Annotated in this window: 18 protein-coding genes and 1 pseudogene; 13 read left to right on the top strand and 6 right to left on the bottom strand. The window is 40.7% G+C overall.

Annotated features, from left to right (window positions below; genetic code table 11):
• Positions 1-219 precede the first annotated feature (219 nt).
• Complete coding sequence (locus tag PQO03_RS15885; RefSeq protein WP_274154175.1) at positions 220-3,963, top strand: PVC-type heme-binding CxxCH protein; 3,744 nt, start codon at positions 220-222, stop codon at positions 3,961-3,963.
• Positions 3,964-4,086: 123 nt separating this feature from the next.
• Here PQO03_RS15885 and PQO03_RS15880 read toward each other — a convergent pair whose 3' ends face one another.
• Both PQO03_RS15880 and PQO03_RS15875 read right to left on the bottom strand, forming a co-directional pair.
• Positions 4,087-5,067 carry a formylglycine-generating enzyme family protein gene (locus PQO03_RS15880; protein WP_274154174.1) on the bottom strand — a complete coding sequence of 327 codons (981 nt, stop codon included), beginning with the start codon at positions 5,065-5,067 and terminating at the stop codon, positions 4,087-4,089.
• A gap of 121 nt (positions 5,068-5,188) precedes the next feature.
• A complete protein-coding gene (locus tag PQO03_RS15875) occupies positions 5,189-6,697 on the bottom strand; it encodes an arylsulfatase (RefSeq protein ID WP_274154173.1) in 1,509 nt (502 codons plus the stop codon).
• Between the two features lie 126 nt (positions 6,698-6,823).
• Between PQO03_RS15875 and PQO03_RS15870 the strand changes: the two genes are divergently transcribed.
• From PQO03_RS15870 to PQO03_RS15815, 12 genes and pseudogenes are all read left to right on the top strand, one after another.
• A complete protein-coding gene (locus PQO03_RS15870) occupies positions 6,824-7,051 on the top strand; it encodes a hypothetical protein (RefSeq protein ID WP_274154172.1) in 228 nt (75 codons plus the stop codon).
• A gap of 215 nt (positions 7,052-7,266) precedes the next feature.
• The gene (locus PQO03_RS15865) at positions 7,267-9,093 is read left to right on the top strand and encodes a sulfatase (protein WP_274154171.1); all 1,827 of its coding nucleotides are present in this window, start codon (positions 7,267-7,269) and stop codon (positions 9,091-9,093) included.
• An 85-nt stretch (positions 9,094-9,178) separates the two neighbouring features.
• A complete protein-coding gene (locus PQO03_RS15860; RefSeq protein WP_274154170.1) occupies positions 9,179-10,453 on the top strand; it encodes an alkaline phosphatase D family protein in 1,275 nt (424 codons plus the stop codon).
• A 282-nt stretch (positions 10,454-10,735) separates the two neighbouring features.
• Positions 10,736-11,200, top strand: a complete 465-nt coding sequence (locus tag PQO03_RS15855) for a hypothetical protein (protein WP_274154169.1) — start codon at positions 10,736-10,738, stop codon at positions 11,198-11,200.
• Between the two features lie 117 nt (positions 11,201-11,317).
• A complete protein-coding gene (locus PQO03_RS15850) occupies positions 11,318-12,043 on the top strand; it encodes an SIMPL domain-containing protein (RefSeq protein WP_274154168.1) in 726 nt (241 codons plus the stop codon).
• Positions 12,040-12,423 carry a hypothetical protein gene (locus PQO03_RS15845; RefSeq protein ID WP_274154167.1) on the top strand — a complete coding sequence of 128 codons (384 nt, stop codon included), beginning with the start codon at positions 12,040-12,042 and terminating at the stop codon, positions 12,421-12,423. The genes PQO03_RS15850 and PQO03_RS15845 overlap by 4 nt, the downstream gene beginning before the upstream one ends.
• Positions 12,424-12,472: 49 nt before the next feature.
• Positions 12,473-12,820 (top strand): DUF6788 family protein, encoded by a 348-nt coding sequence (locus PQO03_RS15840; RefSeq protein ID WP_274154166.1) that lies wholly within the window; start codon positions 12,473-12,475, stop codon positions 12,818-12,820.
• A 3-nt stretch (positions 12,821-12,823) separates the two neighbouring features.
• Positions 12,824-14,254 (top strand): IS66 family transposase, encoded by a 1,431-nt coding sequence (gene tnpC / locus PQO03_RS15835; RefSeq protein WP_274154165.1) that lies wholly within the window; start codon positions 12,824-12,826, stop codon positions 14,252-14,254.
• An 83-nt stretch (positions 14,255-14,337) separates the two neighbouring features.
• Positions 14,338-14,745: pseudogene (locus PQO03_RS15830) on the top strand (L,D-transpeptidase family protein); the annotation flags it as partial.
• Between the two features lie 230 nt (positions 14,746-14,975).
• Positions 14,976-17,153, top strand: a complete 2,178-nt coding sequence (locus tag PQO03_RS15825; protein WP_274154163.1) for a glutamine synthetase III family protein — start codon at positions 14,976-14,978, stop codon at positions 17,151-17,153.
• Between the two features lie 148 nt (positions 17,154-17,301).
• On the top strand, positions 17,302-18,831 hold the full coding sequence (locus tag PQO03_RS15820) for a DUF5077 domain-containing protein (RefSeq protein ID WP_274154162.1): 1,530 nt from the start codon (positions 17,302-17,304) through the stop codon (positions 18,829-18,831).
• A gap of 47 nt (positions 18,832-18,878) precedes the next feature.
• Positions 18,879-19,835 (top strand): sugar phosphate isomerase/epimerase family protein, encoded by a 957-nt coding sequence (locus PQO03_RS15815; RefSeq protein WP_274154161.1) that lies wholly within the window; start codon positions 18,879-18,881, stop codon positions 19,833-19,835.
• A gap of 10 nt (positions 19,836-19,845) precedes the next feature.
• On the opposite strand, the gene PQO03_RS15810 is transcribed toward PQO03_RS15815, so the two are convergent.
• Genes PQO03_RS15810 through PQO03_RS15795 form a run of 4 tightly spaced genes read right to left on the bottom strand, consistent with a single transcriptional unit; the run spans position 19,846 to position 22,225 of the window.
• Positions 19,846-20,328 carry a GNAT family N-acetyltransferase gene (locus PQO03_RS15810; protein WP_274154160.1) on the bottom strand — a complete coding sequence of 161 codons (483 nt, stop codon included), beginning with the start codon at positions 20,326-20,328 and terminating at the stop codon, positions 19,846-19,848.
• 9 nt (positions 20,329-20,337) lie between these two features.
• Positions 20,338-21,273 (bottom strand): AEC family transporter, encoded by a 936-nt coding sequence (locus PQO03_RS15805; RefSeq protein WP_274154159.1) that lies wholly within the window; start codon positions 21,271-21,273, stop codon positions 20,338-20,340.
• Positions 21,274-21,284: 11 nt separating this feature from the next.
• Complete coding sequence (locus PQO03_RS15800; RefSeq protein WP_274154158.1) at positions 21,285-21,578, bottom strand: hypothetical protein; 294 nt, start codon at positions 21,576-21,578, stop codon at positions 21,285-21,287.
• Positions 21,575-22,225, bottom strand: coding sequence for an alpha/beta hydrolase (locus PQO03_RS15795; RefSeq protein WP_274154157.1), 651 nt, complete (start codon positions 22,223-22,225; stop codon positions 21,575-21,577). Before PQO03_RS15795 ends, PQO03_RS15800 begins: the two co-directional genes overlap by 4 nt.
• Positions 22,226-22,246 lie beyond the last annotated feature (21 nt).

Here is a 22,246-nt window from a genome sequence, read left to right as displayed (position 1 = left end):
ATAAAGAGCATGATGCTTTACCTACGAGAGGGAAGCTGTCCCTCTCGAGCTCTCCCAGCAAGGATTTGCCAATCCTTGACCAGGCGATTAAGGGGCTTCACCCCGTTTATTGGCTAATGGTGAGAAAAAATGATAGAAAAACACATTTACTAGATACGATCCATCATTCATCCTGTTTATCTTTTACAGAGATAAATAAAATCAAACGAGGTAAGTCATATGAAACGAAAATTTTCCCTTAAAAAATTCAAGCTACTCAGCTTAGCCGCAATCTTTTTATTGCCGGCCCTTGCGGCATTCGCAAAAGATAAAACGAGTATCCTCTTTATTGCAGGCGATACCAAGCATCGCCATGGCTTCCACGAATACAAAGCCGGATCAATGCTACTTGCCGACGCACTCAATAAAAGTAATTTGAATATAGAAGCAAAAGTTCACTGGTATGGCTGGCCCGAAGACGAAAGTATTTTTGATGGCGTCGATGCTTGTATCATCTATGCAGATAATGGTGGTGACTTTGATGAGAAATATGCTTTCCTCGATAAAAAAGTCAAAGCAGGCATGGGTATCATGTTCATGCATTATGGCGTTCATCCCACAAAAGAAGTGGGTGAAAAATACTACAATAATTGGATTGGCGGCTACTTTGACGACGCTTCTTCGGTAAACCCTTCATGGATTGCGGACCTCGCACCAAAAAAAGGTCACCCCGTCGCCAAAGGCATCGAAAAACCTGTACGCGTTTATGATGAACTTTACTGGAACCTCAACTTTGATGATCAATGCAAAGATTGTTATCCGCTCGCTACTGCAATACCTACAGCAGAGAACATGGTTCGTTATGGCAGTTCAAAATTCTGGAATAAAGAAGCTTCCGATAAACTTGGAACTCCTCAAGCTCTCATCTGGTGTCGTGAACCACAAGAGGGTGCTCGTGGAGCTGGTTTTGTCGGTGGGCACTACCACAAAAACTGGGCAATTGATAATTACCGTAAATTAGTACTTAATACAATTGCATGGGTCGCAAAAGTCGACATCCCTGTAAGTGGCATTCCTTCACCTACTGTTACTAAAGCTATGCTCAATCAAAATCTCAATCGCCCTGAAGTCACTGAGCAAATTGAACTCCCTACTGAAGAACTCTATCAACAGGCTCCCGGTAAAGTCCCTGCTTTAGGTGAGGATGGTCGCGCTATTCAGCGAGCACGTAAGCCTAAGAAGAAAAAAGCTACTCAGAATAAGCAAAAAAAAAATAGCAAAACTTCCAGTACTATAACTTTAGATTCTAATGAACTCTATAGCTACGAGCTCGTTTCTCAGCCAGAACTCGGTGCACCTAAGAAAAAAAGACCTGCACCTAAAAACATTTGGCCTCCAACAGCTCCTGAAAAAGTTGATACGAAATACTTCAATACCGACAAAGACCTAGAAGTCACCCTTTGGGCCACCACCCCACAACTTTATAACCCTACTAATATGGATATTGATCACAAGGGTCGCATCTGGGTCACCGAAGCCGTTAATTACCGTAAGCACCGCGAGAATAAACGTCCTGAAGGTGACCGCATTGTTGTACTCACTGACTCCAATGGTGACGGCAAAGCCGATAAGTCACAAGTCTTTGATCAAGACCCCAATCTGTCTGCACCTTTGGGTATTGCGGTATTTGATAATATCGTCGTCGTTTCTCAGCCTCCTGAATTATTGGTTTATACTGACGTCGATCGCAACTTAAAGTTCGATCCAAAAGTCGATAAGAAAGAAGCGCTGCTCACGGGATTTAATGGTCGTCAGCATGACCACTCATTACACTCACTCACTGCTGGACCTGATGGAAAATGGTACTTTAATAGCGGTAATTGCGGTGCAATTTTTACCGATAAATCGGGTAAAACTTTCCGCATGAATACCAATTACCGCGGTGGCACAAAAGATGAGTATTTTTATACTCCCACCAACGAACTCAAAGGCGCTAAAAGTGATGATGGTTTTGTTTGGTCTTCTGGTTTCACTGTACGTATGAACCCTGATGGTACTGACGTGGAAATCGTCGGCCACGGTTACCGTAATAGTTATGAACAAACCATCAATTCTTTAGGAGATACTTTCCAAAGTGATAACGATGATTACTCGAGCTGCCGTAATTCCTATTTACTTGAATATGGTTCGGCAGGTTACTACTCACTCGATGGTCAGTATAAATGGCAAGTTGAGCGTCGCCCAGAACAAGCCATTCCAAAAGCTCACTGGAGACAGGATAATCCCGGTACTTTTGATGCTGGTGATGTCTATGGTTCCGGTGGCCCTACTGGCGTAGCTTTCTATGAAAACGGCGCTCTCGGAGAAAAATGGGAAGGGATGTACCTCTCTTGTGCGACTTCGCGTAATACCGTACTCGGCTACTTCCCCAAAGAAAAGGGTGCTACTTTTGAACTCAAGCGCTTTAACTTCGTCAGTACCAACAAAGACCCTCAACTAAAAGAAAGTACTGCAGAAACTGAAAAACGACTTTTATTTAGACCCTCAGACGTCTGTGTCGGCCCCGATGGCGCGATCTATGTTGCCGATTGGTATGACCCTGGCTCTGGTGGTCATAATACGCTGGATGATTCCTGCTCAGGCTCCATTTACCGCATTGCTCCAAAAGATTTTAAATCGGTCATTCCCAAATTGGATTTAAGTACCATCAAGGGACAAATCGACGCCCTTAAAAACCCTTCGCCCAATGTTCGTTTCCTGGGTTTTGAAGCTCTCAAAAAATCCGCTGGCAAAGCTTCCGGCCAACTTATTAACTTATTAGATGATCCCAACAAATTTATCGCAGCGCGTGCTATTTGGTTACTCCCTTATGCAGGTAAAAAAGGCATGGCTAAATGCCTTTCACTTATTGATTCTGGCAATGCTCAACAAAAACTCGTTGCTTTTAGAGCTCTAAGAAGAACCGGAACAAATGTTCTTCCTTATGCAAAAAAACTCGCCAATCATTCTAGTTCTGCCATTCGTCGCGATGTCGCCATTTCATTACGTCATTATTCAGCAGCAGAAACAGCTCCTATATTCATTACTTTAGTCAGAAAAATCAAAGGCTACGATAAAAACTATATTGAAGCTATTGGTCTAGGTGCTCAAAACAAAGAAACGGCTATTTGGGATGCTCTCAATAAAGAATTTGCCAAAAATGGCCCACTCTCTTGGAGTGATTCTTTTGCCAGAGTGACTTGGCGCCTAGGTTCAACTGATGCCATTGATACGCTTACTTTACGTGCCTCAAGTGAGACACTCGCCAAAGAAAAACGTCTTTTTGCCATTGAGTCACTCTCCTTCATCAAAGATAAAAAATCCGCACTGGCACTTGTTCATATCGCCAAAACTCATAAGGCCGTAAGCCAAGAAGCGAGTGACTGGCTTTTCAAAAGAGCCGTTAGTGACTGGGCTGATCTCGATATTGCTGAGGAAACCAAAGGCATCTATGATCCTGACGCTATTACAGTTCAGGCCATCGCTGTTCCAAAAGAAACCAAGCCTACGAAACTCAATATCCCTAATATCTCCAAACTTGTCGGCAATGCCGATCATGGCAAAGCCAAAATCATGGTCTGTACTATGTGCCACAATATCAATGGAGCTGGACCTAACTATGGTCCTCGCCTCGAAGGCTGGGCTCAAAAACAAACTAAAGATGCTGTTATCCACGCCATCATTTATCCTTCTAAAGGATTAGCTCACGGCTTTAAAGGTCATGAAATCGCCCTTAAGGACGGCACTCTCGTAGAAGGCATGCTCGAAAGTAAAGGCGATCCCGTCATTGTCGTTTCTACTGGTGGCTTACGTCAAATTATTCCTAAGTCAAAAATCAAAAAAATGACTTCCATGAAAACTTCACTCATGCTCTCGGCTGAACAACTGGGTCTTCAGGAACAAGACGTGGCCGACATCGTTGAATACATGAAGCAATGGCAGTAAAGCTTTTATTTCAATCTATTAACCGAAGTATTCAAGTGAACTAATATTTTTATAGATGAACTCGAGAGGCACATTAAGTCCTCTCGAGTTCTAAGTATTTGACTTGGCCCTATAGAATTTCGACTATTCTTTACTCATGGCTAAGCGAAAACCGACATCGGGTAGACGGACATTATTCGTAGCTCCATCACGGCGATAGACTTCGGATTCATCCGCCAAAAACTCATAGCCTCCACCGCGAAGGACTTTCATTGCAGGGCGGTCCATTTTTGTTATATCCCCCATTATAGGATTGTTTCTGGCTTCTTTAGTATAAGCTTTACGGCTCATATCATCTAAGCAAAACTCCCATAAATTACCGGTCATGTCATAGAGCCCCAATTCATTGGGTTTCTTTTTGGCCACGGGGTGGCTTTTGTTCTTGGCATTGCCCGCATACCACGCAACATCATCAATATTATTGGAGCCGCTATAAGTGTAATTTTTGGATTTTTGGCCCCCTTTCGCCGCATACTCCCATTCTGCTTCAGTGGGTAAACGAAATTTTTTGCCTGTAGTGTGATTCAATCTTTTTATAAATAATTGCATATTGAACCAACTAATATGATTCACTGCATTTTCTGGACCGGGATTATAACTATAATTCCAGCCCATTAATTCTTCAAAAACAGCTTGTGTGACTTCTGTTTTACCTATATAAAAACCATCTAAGCTCACTGTATGAACAGGTCCTTCTCTAGGCAAAGCATCGGGATCATCGGATCCCATTTGGAACTCTCCTCCTTCTACCCAAATCATATCCTTTAACAAAAGAGATTGCATCTCTGCTGATAATGAATATTTTTTATTCTCTGGAAGAGCTTTATTTTCATCTATTTTTTCTGAAGCGTGGATAATTTCTTTTCCCTCTTTGGAGGATGTGCCTTCAGGAAAAACTTCAGTCATTAAACTATTGATCTTTTTTAATTCTTCTTGTTGTTTCCCTGTGAGTTTATTTTCTTTTCCTTCAAAAGATTCTTGCGAAAATAAAGGTAAATGAACTGATAAAAAGATGAAAGATATATATACGAAATGGAGCTTGCTAGAACTTGTTTTTTTGATCATGGAATTAATTTTTGGCTCTATTGATTCTGGAATTTCTTGAAAAAATGGCCATCAACAAATTGATGGCCATTAAGGATTGTAAACTATACTAAAAGTTTATTTCTTCTTAGTTTATTGATACTTATGGTACAAAACTACCTGGTTTCATACGCTGTGGAAATTCTTTGAATGTCGCTTTAAACTGAGCGACTCGAGTCATAGCAGGCGCCATTAAAAACATATGTTCAGCCCACCATTGTGCATAGCCTGCGCCATCATGGTCCATACGTTCAAATGGATCCATTCTCAGATTAAATATCTTAGGTGCACGTAAAGTTGACCAAGGATTTTGCCACACTTCAATACCATGAGCACGCTGCTCTTTAAAGACCATTTTGTAATCACCGTTACGAATACCAACGATATCACCAGTATCAGAAGCATAAATAAATTCTTTACGTGGTCCTGCTTTAGAAGTATCTAAGAAATGCGGGAGAAAGTTATAGCCATCAAGATGCACTTTGAACTCGGTACTACCTACTTTTTTACCTTTTTTCAGACTTGCTTTGATATTGCTATCTCCCGCTACTGCCAAAATAGTTGGCAACCAATCTTGAAGTGAAATGATTTCATTTGATACTTGACGTGGCTTAATTTTACCTGCCCATTTCACCATCATAGGGATACGATAACCACCTTCCCAATTGGTGTTTTTCTCGCCTCTAAAAGCTGTATAACCACCATCTGGCCATAAGGCTAATTCCGCACCATTATCTGTCGTATACATAATGATCGTATTTTCCGTGATACCCAAATCGTCAATCTTATCAAGTAGTTGACCTACATGACCATCATGCTCAACCATACCATCTGCATATAAACCTTGACCTGTAACGCCTTCAGATTCCGCTTTCAAGCGAGTCCAAACATGCATACGAGTCGAGTTAAACCATAGAAAAAAAGGTTTTTTCTGATCATGTGCTTTATCGATAAAATTAAGGCCTGCAGCTAAAAACTCTTCATCGATTGTTTCCATACGTTTTTTAGTTACTGGTCCAGTATCACTCACTTTACCATCCGCAAAAGAATGAATTGCACCACGGGGGCCAAAGCGTTTTCTAAACTCTGGATTTTTTGGATAATCGGGATGCTCAGGTTCTTCTTCAGCATTTAAATGATATAAATTACCAAAGAATTCATCAAAACCATGATTCGTTGGCAAATGCTCATCGCCATCACCAAGATGATTTTTGCCAAATTGGCCACTTAAATAACCTAAGGGTTTTAATAACTCAGCAATCGTTGGATCTTTTTCACTAAGACCTTCTTTAGCACCAGGTAAACCTACTTTAGTTAGACCCGTACGGATTGGGTGTTGCCCTGTAATAAAACTGGCACGTCCCGCTGTGCAACTTTGATCACCATAGGAGTCAGTAAATAATATACCTCCATCAGCTATACGGTCGATATTCGGGGTTTTATAGCCCATTACACCACGGTTATAAGCACTGATATTGTATGGCCCAATATCGTCGCCCCATATTGCCAGAATATTGGGTCTACTTTTGTCCGTTGTCGCAAAGCCTGCTGAGGCCATGGCAAGTAAACTAGTACCTAAAATTAATTTTTGGACTTTTGAATTTAATGACATCTCATATCCTCCTATAAATATTTATTATTTAAACATTTTTCACGATACTCAAAGTGTACATGAAAAAAACATTGCTTACGATAAAGTCCTAAATAAATAAAAACAATTTTCCCCTCTTGGTTTTCCATGGTTTTCAAATACTGTCTTAACATAAAAAAGTCTCGCTCTAATATTCAATTCCTCGGAGGTGGCTTTGGTCGTTTTGTGAAATTTGATCGTCACGTGGTCAATTTATCTATCCGGGCTTATTACAATGGCATTCGCCCCGACAAGCAAGCTGAGTGGAGTACGCGTCTACAAATTCAGTATTTTTTTCCTAAGCAAGGTAAAGTTTTTTTGAGCACAAATAACTAAAAAAAAACGCTCCCTAAAGCTGCTAGCGCTATGATCTACCAGTGAGCTCAAAGTGGAGTCCATCCCAGACTGTTTTATCTCGGATATCCTGATCTTGGGGTCAATCTTAATTTTTAATACAAATTAGTTATATAATATTGTATATAAAATGTAACAAACTGTTGCGTTTACTTGTCTATATTTGTTAAATTAAAAAAATAACCTTTGGACTTTTTATGAAATATCTACTTTTCCTTTTACTCCCCTTGGCGCTCTTCGCTAATGAACGACCTAAACCCAATGTAATTTTAATTCTCACTGATGACTTGGGTTGGCAAGATGTGAAGTGTTATGACATCGATAAACCTTCACCCTATGAAACGCCCAATATCGATCAATTAGCTAAAGAAGGTGTTAAATTCTGGCAAGCTTATTCCCCTGCTCCCACTTGCGCACCGAGTCGTGGTGCCATCTTAGCAGGCAAGCACCCCGCACGTCTTCAACGCACTCACGTTGTCGGTGGTGCCCCCCCCATGCCCCATCACGAAAAAGTTTGGACCGTAGTTTCTCCCTGGTACCGTGGACGACTTCCCATCGCGGAAACTACTGTAAACGAAGCCTTGAAACCTAATGGCTATGTCTCGGGTCATGTGGGTAAATGGCATATTGCGGTTAGCCATCACGCCTATCCTCAAGCAACAGATCACGGCTTTGATTTTTCACGTAGTAATCTGGGTGTTTCAGCAAATATGAAGCCGCATCGCCTCACTGGTTTTGCGACGAGTGCAAAAGAGGATCCTTATAAACTTGATGATAATGGCTTTCCCTACCACCAAAATAGCGAAGATGCCCTCGACTTTATTAAAGAAAATAAAAATAAACCTTTTTTCCTCTACTACGCCACATGGTTAGTTCACACTCCCATCGTAAGTCGTAGCCGCGAATTACTCGAAAAGTATTGCACTAAGCTCGGCATTGATTTTCCCACGGATCCAAAAGGTTGGGATCTGCCTGGCCAGCAAAACCCCTATTACGCTGCTATGGTTGAGATGCTCGATTACTACATGGGCCAAATGTTCACTTACCTCAAAGAAACTGACGATCCACGCTGGCCCGGTCACAAACTGAGTGAAAATACCTATATTATCTTTACTTCAGATAATGGTGGCATGGAGAAAGTGCCCGGCGAAATTATTACTGATAACTTCCCCCTCGATAAAGGTAAAATAAATGCCAAAGAAGGCGGCATTCGCGTGCCCCTCATTATTACGGGCCCTGGAATTAAGCCTAAGCAAGAATCCAATGTTATGGTTAGTGGTCTTGATTTCTACCCTACAATTTTATCTTGGACAGGTTCACAAAAACCTCGTGAGCAAGCTCTCGATGGCGCCGATATTTCTGCGTTACTCGCAACGGATCCCAATAATCCTAAGCTCGTTAAAGGACCCAATGGCGAAGTTCGCAACTCAATCATGCATCACTTCCCCAATAGTTACTCAATGCATTCAACCCTGCGCATTGGCGACTATAAACTCATTCGTAATTATAAACCCGAGAATCCTCCTTTTGAGCTTTACCAACTGTATAAAAAGGGTGAACGCGTGGATATTGAAGAGAGTAAGAACCTCGCTAAGGCCATGCCCGAAAAAGTCCAAGAGATGAACCGCATGCTGCAAAAGCAACTCGAAGCAATGGATGCGAGCTTCCCTTTCCTCAATCCTTATACTAGCAAAGAGCTTGCGCACAAAGCCGAAGTCTGCAAAGTCACTTCACATGAGCAAAAAGGACAAGAAGTCACTGCGCAGTTTAAAGAAAATGGCAATCAAGTTCAAAAGGCTTATTTGCTCTACACTGATAATGGTGGCCATAAATATGAGGAATGGTACCGTATTGATGCTGAAGTCAACAATGGACAAGTCACTGCGATTCTGCCCCCAGGAAGCACTCATTATATCTTTAATTTAGTTGATGAACACCGCTATTTAGTCAGCTACCCTCGCATGGGAAAAATGAGTGACTTCACCAAAGGAAATTACTCCACAAAAGCGCTAGAAGTTGAATGAAAATAGCGAAGTTAATCAAGTTCACACTTGAACTAAAAATCTTTTGAATATATAAATAGATTTAAATATTTAATAGAGCATCACTATGACTTTTCATCATTACATATTTTTTATAAGCTTAACGATCTCTCAGATCCTTTTTGCCGCAGACTCACCCCAAATTTCTCACGGCCCAATGCTGGGAGCTGTTTCCGAAAACGCGGCAAAAATTTGGCTGCGGACTTCTACACCAGGTGAAGTGAACTGCACTCTCTTTGAAGTCGCTAAGCCATCCGAACCAATAGTAAAAAAAGTTCAAACTAACTTGGCTTCAGATAATACCTGCATCATTCCATTTGATCAGCTCAAAAAAGAAACCCAATACAAATACGTGATTCGCACCGGCAACTCAGAGCAGCAAGGAAACTTTACCACTCTGGGCCCATCGCTCTCAGATAAAAGTATCCGACTTGTTTATGGTAGCTGCTATGATCATAAAGACAATAAAATGAAAGCCGGTACGTCCGTCTTTACCGAAATGGCAAAACGCAATGGCGACCTCATCATCTTTCTCGGCGATTTTCCCTACACTGCTAGAGGCGCAAAAAATGAGCTTCGTAAAGGCAATAGAAAACTCAGGGAAGTCATTGGCTTCACCGAACTCACTTCCTCGACTCCGACCTATGGAATTTACGACGATCACGACTTTGGTCCCAATGACTGCGATGGCACCCATAAACATGCCGATGAGGCCCTTGCCACTTTTAAAGAATATTGGCCCAACCCCTCCTATGGCCTAGCTCAAGACAAAGGCATCTATTGCTCTTTTCTTGTGGGAGATGTTGAATTTTTCCTCCTCGATGGGCGTTACCCAGCGCGAATGAAAAAGAAAACAATGCTTGGAGAGGCCCAGTATAAATGGCTCTGTGATGGGCTTAAAGACTCAAAAAGTCGCTACAAAGTTATTGTTTCTGGCACTCAATTTGGGAGAGCCAAATCCGATGGCTGGGCGGGGAAATTTTATTTAGATGAGCGCAATAAACTCTTTTCCTTCATTGCTGATCATAATATCAATGGGGTGATTGGTATTTCGGGAGATGTTCACCGCAGCGACATCTATAAATTGCCCATAGGCAAAGGTCAATACTTCTACGACTTCACTTCGGGATCACTCTCCCAAACACATCGCCTTCCTCCCCGCCCCCTACCCAAAGAAATGATTCATTCCTATGGCAAGAAAACGGATAATAATATGTATGGTGAAATCGAATTTCGCCCAGCTTCTGACAATGAAACCGCGCTCATTTTTAGATCCATATCAGCACAAAATGATGTGATTTACGAGCATAAACTTAATCCAAAAGATTTAAGCCTTGATTGATAAAGATTAGTTAAACGACTCTTGTTTAGATACATGAAGTCAAGATAGAACGCACTACACAAAAGCATTGAATCGGTCGGACCTTCGGCCCTTGGATCTAGATCCTTCATTTGTATCCTCTTAATGAGTGCATAATAACTAAGACGAAGTAAGTCGTGATTTATTACACACTCATTCCATTTATTAAATCCTACTTCAAGTTACTTACCCTATCGAAATCCTGTAACAAGCTCCCACTAACGGAGTAGACTATTGATATGTACAATAGAAAAGGAGCGCTCCATGAAATATTTTTTAATCGTGTTATTCAGTCTTTCTTTGCTCAGCGCAACTGAGTTACTCAAAGACCCGGAGTTCAAAAAACCTGATCTTTTTTGGTACACTCAAGGCAATAAAGAATACAATCACATCAAACCTAGCTTCATGGGGCAAAGATGGACCACTCGACCTGGAACCTATTCTTATTTTATTCCTTGGCAGTATGGTACCAGAACATATTCTGAAAACTATGCCTTTATCCCCGAAAATGCCGGAGGTGATTCCGCTGTAGGTCTTGGCGAACTTAAGCGGCACCCAATACTCACTGACCCCGTAATGAATCAGTCTGCTTGGTTTGCTGAATGGGATAATAGCACGACCCAAATCCATAAAAAAACTGGCTATAAAATACCTGTACTCATGGATGATCACAGCGTCTGTATGGGCAATGGTGCTCCATGGTTGGATGAAAATAAATTACAAAGTTAAGGATAAGTTTTCAATCGTCAAAAATTCATCTGCTATTCATCTCTTTTTCTCATTGGCTAAACTGATCTTAGTCGGGCTCGCCCTACTCTATTTCAGACACTAATAATGGAGATAAGAATGAACAAGAATTTTTTACCTGGCACAATTATTTGCGGAATGTTACTGGCCAGTGGTATTGCGAGTGGAGGCTATTTCATAGGCCAAACTATGTACAATGCAAAGGTGGCTTTAAATACGGCTGAAGCTAAAGGTTTGGCTGAGCGTCGAGTGAAAGCTGATTTAGTCAACTGGCAAATGAGTTTTTCTTTGCGCACATCGCAAAAGGCTGCCGTTCCTCAACTTTATAAAAATGCCGAGCAAGTTCAAATTGAATTGAGCCAAATATTGAAAAAGCATGGCTTCTCACCAGAAGAAATAAAGTTGGGGATTATCGATCAATCATATAGTGAGATTCGCGACCAGAATAAAAATATAAAATCACAGGCTTACACTCTTTCCGCTACTGTGGCAATAGAGTCCAATCAAGTAGCACTCTTGGCGCCCGCTAGAAGAGAGATGAATAAATTGATTTCGAAGGGTTATTCAATCTCAAATAATGAACCGCGCTACACCTACACAAAACTCAATCAGATTAAACCCGAGATGCTCAAAGAAGCGACAAGCAATGCCCGAATGGCCGCCAACGAGTTTGCTAAAAATGCCAATGTTAAGGTTGGCGGAATCCGCAATGCACGGCAAGGAAACTTTTATATCCGAGATGCTGGGTCTGAGTATGGCGATAGTCATAGGATGGAAAAAGATGTTCGTGTGGTTACTACCATCACTTTCTATTTAGATAAATGAAGTCAAAAAGGTATCTCGTATATGTAGGCATCTTTGGCTTTATTTTACTCTATCAATACGCCCGCCCCTTGTGGCTGCCTCTAAAATTAAAACTTTATGGACAGAAGAGCTCTCAAGAAGTCTGTCTTGATTTAGAGGTTCAAGTACTGCCCTTTTGGGAAGCTATTTTCACTCATAAAAAATTAAGCCTTAAGGATTTAGAGATCTACCTAATTGCCATTAAAGACAAAGAAGCATTAGAAGTATTAGAAGTATTAGAAGTATGGGCACTGCAAGAAGGAAGAAAAGTTGTTACTACACAGGTCTCAATAAAATTACATTCTCTCTTTGATAAAAACACGTTAAATCGGCGTGTTTTCTTGTGCTTTTTTTGCCGATAGCATTATATTGCTATCGGGTTATAGAAAATAAATAAAAAGGCGAAAAGTATTGTTAACAGAGTCAAGCTCCATCAAAGATGTAGAGCAGCGTATTGTGGGAATAAAAAATGAGATCGCCAGCCTAGGAGAAATGCGTACAGGCTCTCTGACGGAGCAGTACAACGTCTGCGGCAATGCCAATTGTAAATGTAAAGATCCAGAAAAACCTCAGAAACACGGCCCCTATTATCAACTGAGCTACACTCGCTATCGAAAAAGCACCAGTCAATTCGTACGCAGCGAAGATGTGGAAGTGGTACGCCAGCAATTGGCCGATTATAAGATTTTCATGCAACTTAAGGATGAGTGGATTGACTGTTCCATCCAACTATCAAAGCTACGAAAGGCCTTGCATTAATTAATGGCAATGGTTGCGCTCACGGAAAAAGGATTCAAAGCCATCTTTAATGAAGGTGTTGATGCAACTTGGGCACATGTCGACAAGCTCCAAAAGGAACATGCCGATTTTTATCGGCGCCTTAATCTCGACAGCAAGAATAGCGGGAAGCCACCGTCCACCGACCCACCCAAAACTAGACGTAGGGAAAACGCAGGCGCCAATTCACGAAGAAAGAGTGGCAAAAAACCTGGCGGCCAGTTCGGTCACAAGGGCTCCACTCGAGAGCAAGTAAAAATCCCAGATGAAATACACTGTTCCGCTCCAGTCACCTGCTCCTGTGGTCACCAATTCGATGGAAGTGAAGAGGTTCTCAAAACAGAACGCCGGCAAGTAACGGACATCCCCGAACCTCAAACAATCACCCGAGAATATCAAGCTCTAACTTGTGAGTGCTCAAACTGCGGAAATCTCAAGAAAGGCAATTTTCCCGCCGGCGTCAAGGCTCCTTTTCAATACGGAAATAACCTTCGCGCATATGTAAACTACTTGATGAGTTATCAACTTTTACCCTACAAGCGTACTACTGAGTTACTTGAAAACCTATTTGGCCTTAAGCTGTCGCAGGGAACTTTGAAAAACATCAACTTAAGCGCTGCGTCAATGCTCGAAGAGGCCGTAGAAGAAATCAAAGCTCAGCTCACCACCTCCGATCTTGTGCATTTCGACGAAAGTGGTCTATATGTCGAGGGAAAACGAGATTGGCTGCATGTTGCCTCGAATGATTCACTGACCTATTATTTTCACCATAAATCTCGTGGCATAGAGGCAATGGATGCTGCTGGAGTAATTGCCGATTTTGAAGGAATTGCCTGCCATGACTACTGGTCTCCATATTATCACTACGACTGCGCCCACCAGCTCTGCAACGCTCATCACCTGCGAGACCTTGAGGGCGTAATTCAAAACGATGGCCACGCTTGGGCAAAGAGCATGCAAGAATTCTTGAGAAAAGCTAACAGCCTCGTGAAGCAGTTAAAATCAGACGGTAAAGAGCCGCTTTCCCCAGAAAAGCTCAAGCTACTACTGGATGAATATTCTCAAGTCATCAAGCTAGCTTACCTCGAAATGCCTCCAACTCCCGAACGAAAACCTGGCCAAAGAGGACGCGTCGCAAAAGGGAAATCGCGAAACTTGCTTGAACGCTTCGATCTGCGAAGGGATGAAATTATCGACTTCGTCAAAAACTTTTCATCACCCTTCGATAACAACCAAGCCGAGCGTGATTTACGCATGATAAAAGTAAAGCAAAAAATATCAGGGTCTTTTCGAAGTGAAGACATGGCGCAAGGATTTCTAACCATACGCTCATATATCTCAACAGCCATCAAGCAGGGCTTGAGTGCATTCGACACCCTTGCTGACGGTCTTTTGGGCAAGCACTTTATCAGTTAGTCGTGAACTTGCACCTTAATCTCAGACCTGTGTAGTAACGAAAAGTTTATCTCACCAATTTCCCATTCACTGCTTTTAGCGGGAAACTTGGTCCTAAACTAAGTGAAGGTGATGGCCAAATCCCCGAGGGACTCTATTCAATTGCCTCCCTCAATCCCAATAGCGCTTATCATTTATCTATGGAAATCAATTACCCCAATAGTTTTGATGAAGACCAAGCTCAGATCGATGGACGAACTGATTTAGGCAATAATATATTTATTCACGGCAAAGATGTCACTATTGGCTGTATCCCCATTGGTGATGCCAATATTGAAAAACTTTTTTATCTTACTTATCTCGTAGGAATTTCACGATGTAAAGTCATTATTTCACCTAGAGATTTTCGACTGATGGAAAAACCGAATAAATCATCCACAGAATCATTCTTTAGTCAGAAAAATGAACGGATTTTTGAAGCTCTACAAAGCTTTAGGCATGGCTACAGATAAAAGTTAAGCCTTTTGATATAAGTGATTAATAATATTTGCCCCTTTAATTAGAAGAGAAACTCCCATATCCTTTTACAAAATTGTTATTTTTCATCTTCAAAAGCTTTTTTTAAGACTTTTAAAGGATGATTTATTTGACATTGCGGAATAGACTTTTACAGTATCGGACATAAAAATTAACATCTTTACAATTTCGTAATAAACTAAACAAAAAAATGAGGCTAAACAGCATGAGTGGTTCTATCTCAAGAAATAATGCCATCCAGGCAGTTATCGACGGAACGTACGTCGAGACAATGAATTACATTGATAACCCTGTAACTGAGTTCTACGGTTGCAATGTTTTCACTGACGAAGTAATGAAAGCACGTCTTCCTAAGAACACTTACAAATCAGTTAAATCTACTATTGAAACTGGTTCTACACTCGATCTCAACGCTGCTGATGTTGTTGCAACTGCGATGAAAGATTGGGCACTTGAAAAAGGTGCAACTCACTACACGCACGTTTTCTATCCTCTTACTGGTTCATCTGCTGAGAAGCATGATTCTTTCCTTTCTCCTGATGGCGAAGGCAAATGCATTACTGAGTTTGCTGGCAAACTGCTCGTTCAAGGTGAGCCTGATGCATCATCTTTCCCTAACGGTGGTATTCGTGACACTTTCGAAGCACGTGGTTACACAGCGTGGGACATCACTTCTCCTGCATACATCCTAGAATCTGACAATGGTACAACTCTTTGTATCCCTACTTGTTTCGTTTCTTGGACTGGTGAAGCTCTTGATAAAAAGACTCCAGTACTTCGTTCAATGCAGGCTGTTGATAAAGCAGCTCAGAAAGTTCTTACGCTTCTCGGTAACGACAATGTAACGAAAGTAACTTCTTTCGCTGGTCCTGAACAAGAGTATTTCCTCGTAGATACTAACTTCTTCTTTGCACGTCCTGACTTAATTTCTGCTGATCGTACCGTTTTCGGTGCTGCACCTGTTAAAGGCCAAGAATTCGATGATCACTATTTCGGTGCAGTACCTGCACGCGTTCTTAACTTCATGATGGATTTTGAACAAGAATGTTTCAAGCTTGCTATCCCAGTAAAAACTCGTCACAACGAAGTTGCTCCTGGTCAATTCGAAATTGCTCCGGTATTCGAAACGGCTAACCTTGCTACAGATCACCAGCAGCTCACAGTTACTATTATCAAAGCAGTTGCTAAAAAGCACGGCATGACGGCTCTTTTCCACGAGAAGCCTTTCGCTGGTCTTAATGGTTCTGGTAAGCACGTTAACTGGTCACTTGGTAACTCGACTCAGGGTAACCTCCTTGATCCTGGCACTAATCCTCACGACAATACGCAATTCCTTATTTTCTGTGCAGCTGTAATTTCTTCCGTACAAAAGAACCAAGGTCTTCTCCGTGCCGTTATTGCATCTGCATCTAACGATCACCGTCTTGGTGCAAATGAAGCGCCACCGGCAATTCTTTCTGTATACCTCGGCGCTCAACTTGCTGATGTTTTTGCTCAGATTCAAAAATCAGGTTCAGCAACTACCTCTATCCAGGGTGGCTTAATGAACCTCGGTGTTGATTCAATGCCTGAGCTTCCACGTGATGCTGGTGACCGTAACCGTACGTCTCCTTTCGCTTTCACTGGTAACCGCTTCGAATTCCGCGCTGTTGGTTCAATGCAATCAATCGCTGGTCCTTTAGTCGCACTTAACACTATGATGGCTGATGCTCTTACAACTATGGGCGCATCTTTAGAAGCTAAAATCAATGGCGGAATGGAAATTGAAGCTGCTGTTCTTGAAGTTGTTAAAGACGTAATGGACGAAAGTGGTCAAGTTGTCTTCAATGGTAATGGTTACTCTGATGAGTGGCAAGTTGAAGCTGCTAAGCGTGGTCTTAAGAATCTTAAAACTTCTGCAGAAGCACTTCCTGAACTCACTACTCCTGAAAACATCGCTATGTTCGAAAGACAAGGCGTACTTTCTAAGATTGAGCTTGAGTCACGTCAAAACATCTACCAAGAGCAATACTGCCTTAAGATCAATGTTGAAGCTAACCTCACTGAGCGTATGGCTGAAACTCAGATCCTTCCTGCATGTATTCGCTACCAAACGGAACTTGCCGAGAACATCGCTTCTCTTAGTGCCGCTGGCGTAGAAGGCGACAAGTCAGCTCTCCAAGCTGTTACTGGTCAAATTGCAGCTCTTACTTCTTCAGTTGCCGCACTTAAAGAAGTTCGTAGTAAGCATATCGAAGATGCTCTTGAAGAATGTAAATATTTTTCTTCTACACTTCTTCCTGCTATGCAAGAAGTTCGTTCGGCTGCTGATGCTCTTGAAGTATCTGTTGCCGACGACCTATGGCCTCTCCCTAACTACACAGAGATGCTCTTCATCAAATAATCTTTAAGATTAATTGATTATAAAAAGGTCGACTTAATTGTCGGCCTTTTTTGTGCTTATTTCATATTAAAGTATAATAGATATATACTAGTATGCTTGATAAGTCTATTATTTGTTACTATAGTAATAAATAAACGCTGGAGACCAAATGAAGAATTACCCCTACTTAATGATTTTTATTTTAATGATTTGTGACTTATCAGCTCAATCAAACTACCTATTTAATGGTAGTAATCACACGCAATTCAAAAATCATTCATTCCATTTTCAAGACAATCTCTTACGTGGCACAGGTGTACTTGAGAGTCAAAATCTTCATTCTAACTACCAAATTGATTTACTCATACAATTTCATGATTTGAAAGATTTTTATTTTAACGATATCAAAGTTAAGTACCCACAAGATGAAGCTTCGTCTCAAAAGTTTTTTCGCTTAACGATGCTCTATAGGCATCAAAAAAACGAACAAGCATGCTTGACTTTACCTGAGCAAAAGTCGAAGTCATACAAAGGTTCCGAAGCCCAATTCAACCCTGATTTTTATGATGAGAATAGAGAATTATCCAAAGCTTCAAAAGAGCAAATACGCTCGACTCTTCATATGAGGTTCATGGGTGAAGTTAGCATTAAAAAGATACGCATAAGTCCTTTGCAGGATTTTAGTCCCAGAACTTTATATTCAATTTCCGAGCAAGATGAAGCCAGCTTCACTGAGTACGCCGAAACTCTATTTAATAAGCATTGCCAAGCTTGTCATCAAAATGATTTCGCAAATATCACAATTAATGGGGACATCAAAAAATTCACCCCCAAGACAAATGGTCACCTAGCTCTTGTGAAATACATAAAACAAAAACACTCTGAAGTTGCGCTAAATAATTTCCAAATACAAGCTCTCGCTTGGTACCTCAACGATCAGGTCTATAAACGAAAACATAAAAAACTTTATAAAAATTATAGTCCTGAAATTATAGCGAAACTTCCTTACTCAATTTACTCAATAAGTGAATTTTTACAGAAGCGTAAAATTGCGGCCTCACATAATTTTACCTTAGATGGAAATGACGCCCAATTCATTAATAAACATGAAGCGCGTATTATTAATGGCGCCATTGAGTTCTGGAATAATAGAGAGACTCGTGTTTACTGGGACATTAATATTCAGCAAGCGGGGGATTTAAATATCACTTTAAACCAAGCCTATATAGATGATAACGGTAGTCAGTATAAGGTACTTTTAGATGGCCAAGAAATTCTCTCAAAGGTACAGAATACAAAATCATGGGCGGATTTTAAAGATTTTAAGATAGGAAGTTTTTATATAAATAAACCCGGTAAATACAAGCTTAGCATTATCCCCATAGATAAACCCGGCCTTGCGGTTATGAACTTGAAAAATATACACTTAAGTGGACTCGCATCATACTCAATCGACTCCGAAAAAACACTTTTTTGCGCTCCTAATACAAATGCGCAAGTCTATCAAGAATCGGGGGTCCTGAGGCAAGCACAAGAATTTGAAATTGGCTCAGAACTTAAAGTCGATGAAGTAAAAAATGCGGTGATTGAAGATCGAAAAACTGAAAACAGCCCTATTAGTGAGCATCCGAAAGTTCAAAAAGAAACTAAACAGATCAAACCTAAAGCAAAGATAAAACGGAAATTCATTTATATCTGAGTGTTACAGAAAAGTTTTTAAAACGTGTAAATAAAAAAAGGGATACTATGAAAAGAAGAGACTTTATAAAATCAGCTATCACTGCTAGCGCGACAACTATGGCATTATCTTCATGTTCTCATGTAAAACATGATCATCATTCAATTAAAGAAAAAACTTGGCAATCGGGTAATAGTCCTTGGCCACTTTGTTTAGATACAGCTACGCTCTCCAAAGATATCCCCTTAGAAACAAAAATCGAGCTCGCTGCTGCTGCCGGTTTTGATGCCATTGAACCCTGGGATAAAGAATTAAAAGCTCATGAAGATCAAGGAAAAAGCCTTACAGATTTAGCTAAAAAAGTGAAAGACTTGGGGATGTTTGTTCCTAGCGTCATAGGTGTCTGGGGATCACTCGCACCTGATAAAGAAACTTTTAATCAAGAACGCGATATCCATAAAAACCGTTTGCGTATGATTAGTGAAATCGGAGCCAGCCATGCCCAAATCATACCCAAATTTGGCCGTAAAGAAGCTCTCAATCATTATAATGCGGCATGGGCTTACTCAGAAATATGCCAAATGGCCAAGGAATATAACTTAGATCCCGGTATTATCTTTTTGAATTTTGTTCCCGGTCTCGAATACTTAGCCGATGCCGTTCACATTGCCCTACTCTCTGGCGAACGCAAGGCTCAGGTGATACCCGATACTTTTCACATGTTTTTGACAGAGGATTCTCCTAATAGCCTCTATAATCTAAATCCAAATATGATTAGCATTTTTCAATTCGCGGATGCTGCCAAAGATTTGAAGCCCAGCAAAAAAGCTGGTTTAGATAAACATCGTGTACTGCCTGGAGATGGCCAAATAGATTTACTTAGCTATTTAAAACCACTTAAAGAAATTAACTACAAAGGCTGTATATCACTCGAACTCTACAATCCAGAATACCGAAAACGTGAACCCAAAGCCTTTCTCGCTGAAGCTATCGAAAAAACACGCCGAGTGCTTGCTCAGGTATAAGCTCTTACTATTAAAGCTTTTTTTCCATAAATATGGCTTGGCCGACTTCTGGGTCGAGCTGATAGTTCTCAAAACCAAACTTCTTATAGGCGTTTAAAGCTACCTTATTACCCTCCAAGACCTCTAGTGTGATTTTACAGCAACCCTGCTCTTCAGCATCATCTACCAGCCTCTTGAGCATCTCTTGGCTTATACCTAAGCCACGGTAATCGCTATGCACCATCAAATCGTGAATATTAATCAAAGGCTTAGCCGAAAAAGTTGATAAACTTTCAAAGCAGTTAAGTAAGCCCGCAGGCTTCTCATTGGCATAAGCAATGTAAGTACTCGCATGAGCTAATTTAGCGAGTTTCGCAACAAGGTTTTCTGTCACATAAGGATTTAATTCTTTTCCTCCACCCATAGGATCCATGGCATAGTGATTGAGTAAAAAAATCAAATCTTGAGCTTGTTGCTGATTTTTATAGCAAATTTTTTTGATTTCAATTTTCATCTTAAATTCCTATAAAATATAAATGAGTACCGACATGACGGGTAATGACATAATCGTACTGAGTACTACCGCGGAAGAATTGAGTTCTGTCCAACCACCAAAGCGAGTCGTAAAGATGTAAGAAGACACCGCACTCGGACAAGCGGCATAGATCATCACTGCATTTAATTGCGCTTCGTTGGGTTCAAGAAATTGCAATAGACCATAAGTTATCATTGGCGACACAATACATTTCAAAGAAGCTACCATTAATGATTCTTTAAATATTTTTCGACTCTGAGAAAATGACAATGAGGCACCCAGGCTAATTAGTACCAAAGGGAAACTCATTTTTCCCAAACTTTGAAAGGTAGTTTCGGCAAAGTTTGGAATGGGAACTCTACCATCTGCACAAATCAAGCCCAGTATACTAGAGATAATCAAAGGGTTCTTAGCTATTTGTAAGCCTACATTTTTCATTGACTGGCTATCCTTACAGGAACTGCCTCGCATACAGAGAAACAAAGCAAAAACATTATAAAAAATAATAACGGGTAAAATCAGAATGACAGCTAAAGCGAGATCGGCTTCACTATATGATTTAGCCGTGAACAGTAAAAAGATAACAGGCATACCCGCATAAGCTAAGTTGCCCCGAAAGGCCACATGTGCCACCGTCGCAGTTTGAGCCTTAGAAAATTTAAACTGTTTACTTAACAACAAGCCCACACAAGCACAAATTGTGGCGGAGAAAATAAGTACCAAGCTAAATTTAAATGTGCCTAAGGCTTCTTGTGGTGATGATTTAGCTGCGGAAATAAAAAGAAATGAGGGCAATGCAATGTAGTAGACCAAGTCATTGCATTGCTTAAAAAAATCATCTTTGAAAAAACGGTAATAATGTAGGCACTTACCAATTACGATAAGTGCAAATACAGGAAGTATTGAGTTAATTACCGCTTCCATTTATTGACTCACTAAGAATTTTTAAGTGTATCTTCTGATCGCTCTAATGCACGTAGAACTTGAGTGTCATCCAGCTTCAGTGTTTCCACATCAAGAAAACCATCTTGATGTTCACTAAACCATTCACGGCAAGAATCATAGGGTTCACGCTCTGTTTTTCCTTGAAATAAAGGGCTTATTAAAGAACCCTGCACACAGAGGCCACTAAAGCCAAAATCAGCATTTTTGAAAATTAAAATATTAGCATTTTCGTAGCTGTCCACAATACTGATTTTTGCTGCTGCTATAAGATTAAACTTTTTCATTTACATACCTTATTAAACCAATTTTTCATTGCTTTAAAAACTTTAAGCGGGATATCATGTGCCCCCGGAAAACTCGTAAACTCAAAATTCATTTTATGACTTTTATAAAACTCTCTGATTTTCTCACTCGATTCATAAGGAATCACAAAGTCACTTTCTCCATGGCTCATAAATAAATCTTTTCCTTTGAGCTGAGACCAATCAAAATCACCATCAAAAACTTCATCCACATAACGTCCACTCAAAGCAATGCCACCATCAATCATTTGCGCTTCTCGCAAGAGTAAGTGATGAACTAAGCAGGCACCCTGAGAAAAGCCTAATAAATAAACTTTAGGCGCGTTTTCTTTAGGAATGATTTTTTCTAAAAATACTTTTACTGCTTGAGCAGAATCTTCTACATCCTCTAAATCATATTCCATACCAAAAGGGCTAGAGATAAGATTGAACCATGAACGGCCCATGATCGTTCCTTCTGGAGAAGGAAGTAAACCAGGTGCATTCAGACTATAAGTGACGACGCCTTCACCAAAAGCCGATGATAAGGATACTAAGTCGTGCATATCGGCTCCATAGCCATGCATCAGAATAACGAGGGCTCTCGTGGCTTTATCACCACTTCTTTGCCATTCAGTAATTTCAAACATTATTGACTCCAAATAAAAATT

It is taken from the genome of Lentisphaera profundi, assembly GCF_028728065.1.
In the GTDB taxonomy this organism is placed as follows: domain Bacteria; phylum Verrucomicrobiota; class Lentisphaeria; order Lentisphaerales; family Lentisphaeraceae; genus Lentisphaera; species Lentisphaera profundi.
This window is presented reverse-complemented; position numbering and strand designations above follow the sequence as displayed.

Excerpts from the sequence above, each read along its gene's own strand:
- tnpC (WP_274154165.1), top strand. The coding sequence starts at position 12,824 with ATGGCAATGGTTGCGCTCACGGAAAAAGGATTCAAAGCCATCTTTAAT.
- PQO03_RS15810 (WP_274154160.1), bottom strand. The coding sequence starts at position 20,328 with ATGAAAATTGAAATCAAAAAAATTTGCTATAAAAATCAGCAACAAGCT.
- PQO03_RS15865 (WP_274154171.1), top strand. The coding sequence starts at position 7,267 with ATGAAATATCTACTTTTCCTTTTACTCCCCTTGGCGCTCTTCGCTAAT.
- PQO03_RS15825 (WP_274154163.1), top strand. The coding sequence starts at position 14,976 with ATGAGTGGTTCTATCTCAAGAAATAATGCCATCCAGGCAGTTATCGAC.
- PQO03_RS15815 (WP_274154161.1), top strand. The coding sequence starts at position 18,879 with ATGAAAAGAAGAGACTTTATAAAATCAGCTATCACTGCTAGCGCGACA.
- PQO03_RS15845 (WP_274154167.1), top strand. The coding sequence starts at position 12,040 with ATGAAGTCAAAAAGGTATCTCGTATATGTAGGCATCTTTGGCTTTATT.
- PQO03_RS15805 (WP_274154159.1), bottom strand. The coding sequence starts at position 21,273 with ATGGAAGCGGTAATTAACTCAATACTTCCTGTATTTGCACTTATCGTA.
- PQO03_RS15800 (WP_274154158.1), bottom strand. The coding sequence starts at position 21,578 with ATGAAAAAGTTTAATCTTATAGCAGCAGCAAAAATCAGTATTGTGGAC.
- PQO03_RS15855 (WP_274154169.1), top strand. The coding sequence starts at position 10,736 with ATGAAATATTTTTTAATCGTGTTATTCAGTCTTTCTTTGCTCAGCGCA.
- PQO03_RS15820 (WP_274154162.1), top strand. The coding sequence starts at position 17,302 with ATGAAGAATTACCCCTACTTAATGATTTTTATTTTAATGATTTGTGAC.
- PQO03_RS15875 (WP_274154173.1), bottom strand. The coding sequence starts at position 6,697 with ATGTCATTAAATTCAAAAGTCCAAAAATTAATTTTAGGTACTAGTTTA.
- PQO03_RS15795 (WP_274154157.1), bottom strand. The coding sequence starts at position 22,225 with ATGTTTGAAATTACTGAATGGCAAAGAAGTGGTGATAAAGCCACGAGA.
- PQO03_RS15870 (WP_274154172.1), top strand. The coding sequence starts at position 6,824 with ATGGTTTTCAAATACTGTCTTAACATAAAAAAGTCTCGCTCTAATATT.
- PQO03_RS15885 (WP_274154175.1), top strand. The coding sequence starts at position 220 with ATGAAACGAAAATTTTCCCTTAAAAAATTCAAGCTACTCAGCTTAGCC.
- PQO03_RS15860 (WP_274154170.1), top strand. The coding sequence starts at position 9,179 with ATGACTTTTCATCATTACATATTTTTTATAAGCTTAACGATCTCTCAG.
- PQO03_RS15880 (WP_274154174.1), bottom strand. The coding sequence starts at position 5,067 with ATGATCAAAAAAACAAGTTCTAGCAAGCTCCATTTCGTATATATATCT.
- PQO03_RS15850 (WP_274154168.1), top strand. The coding sequence starts at position 11,318 with ATGAACAAGAATTTTTTACCTGGCACAATTATTTGCGGAATGTTACTG.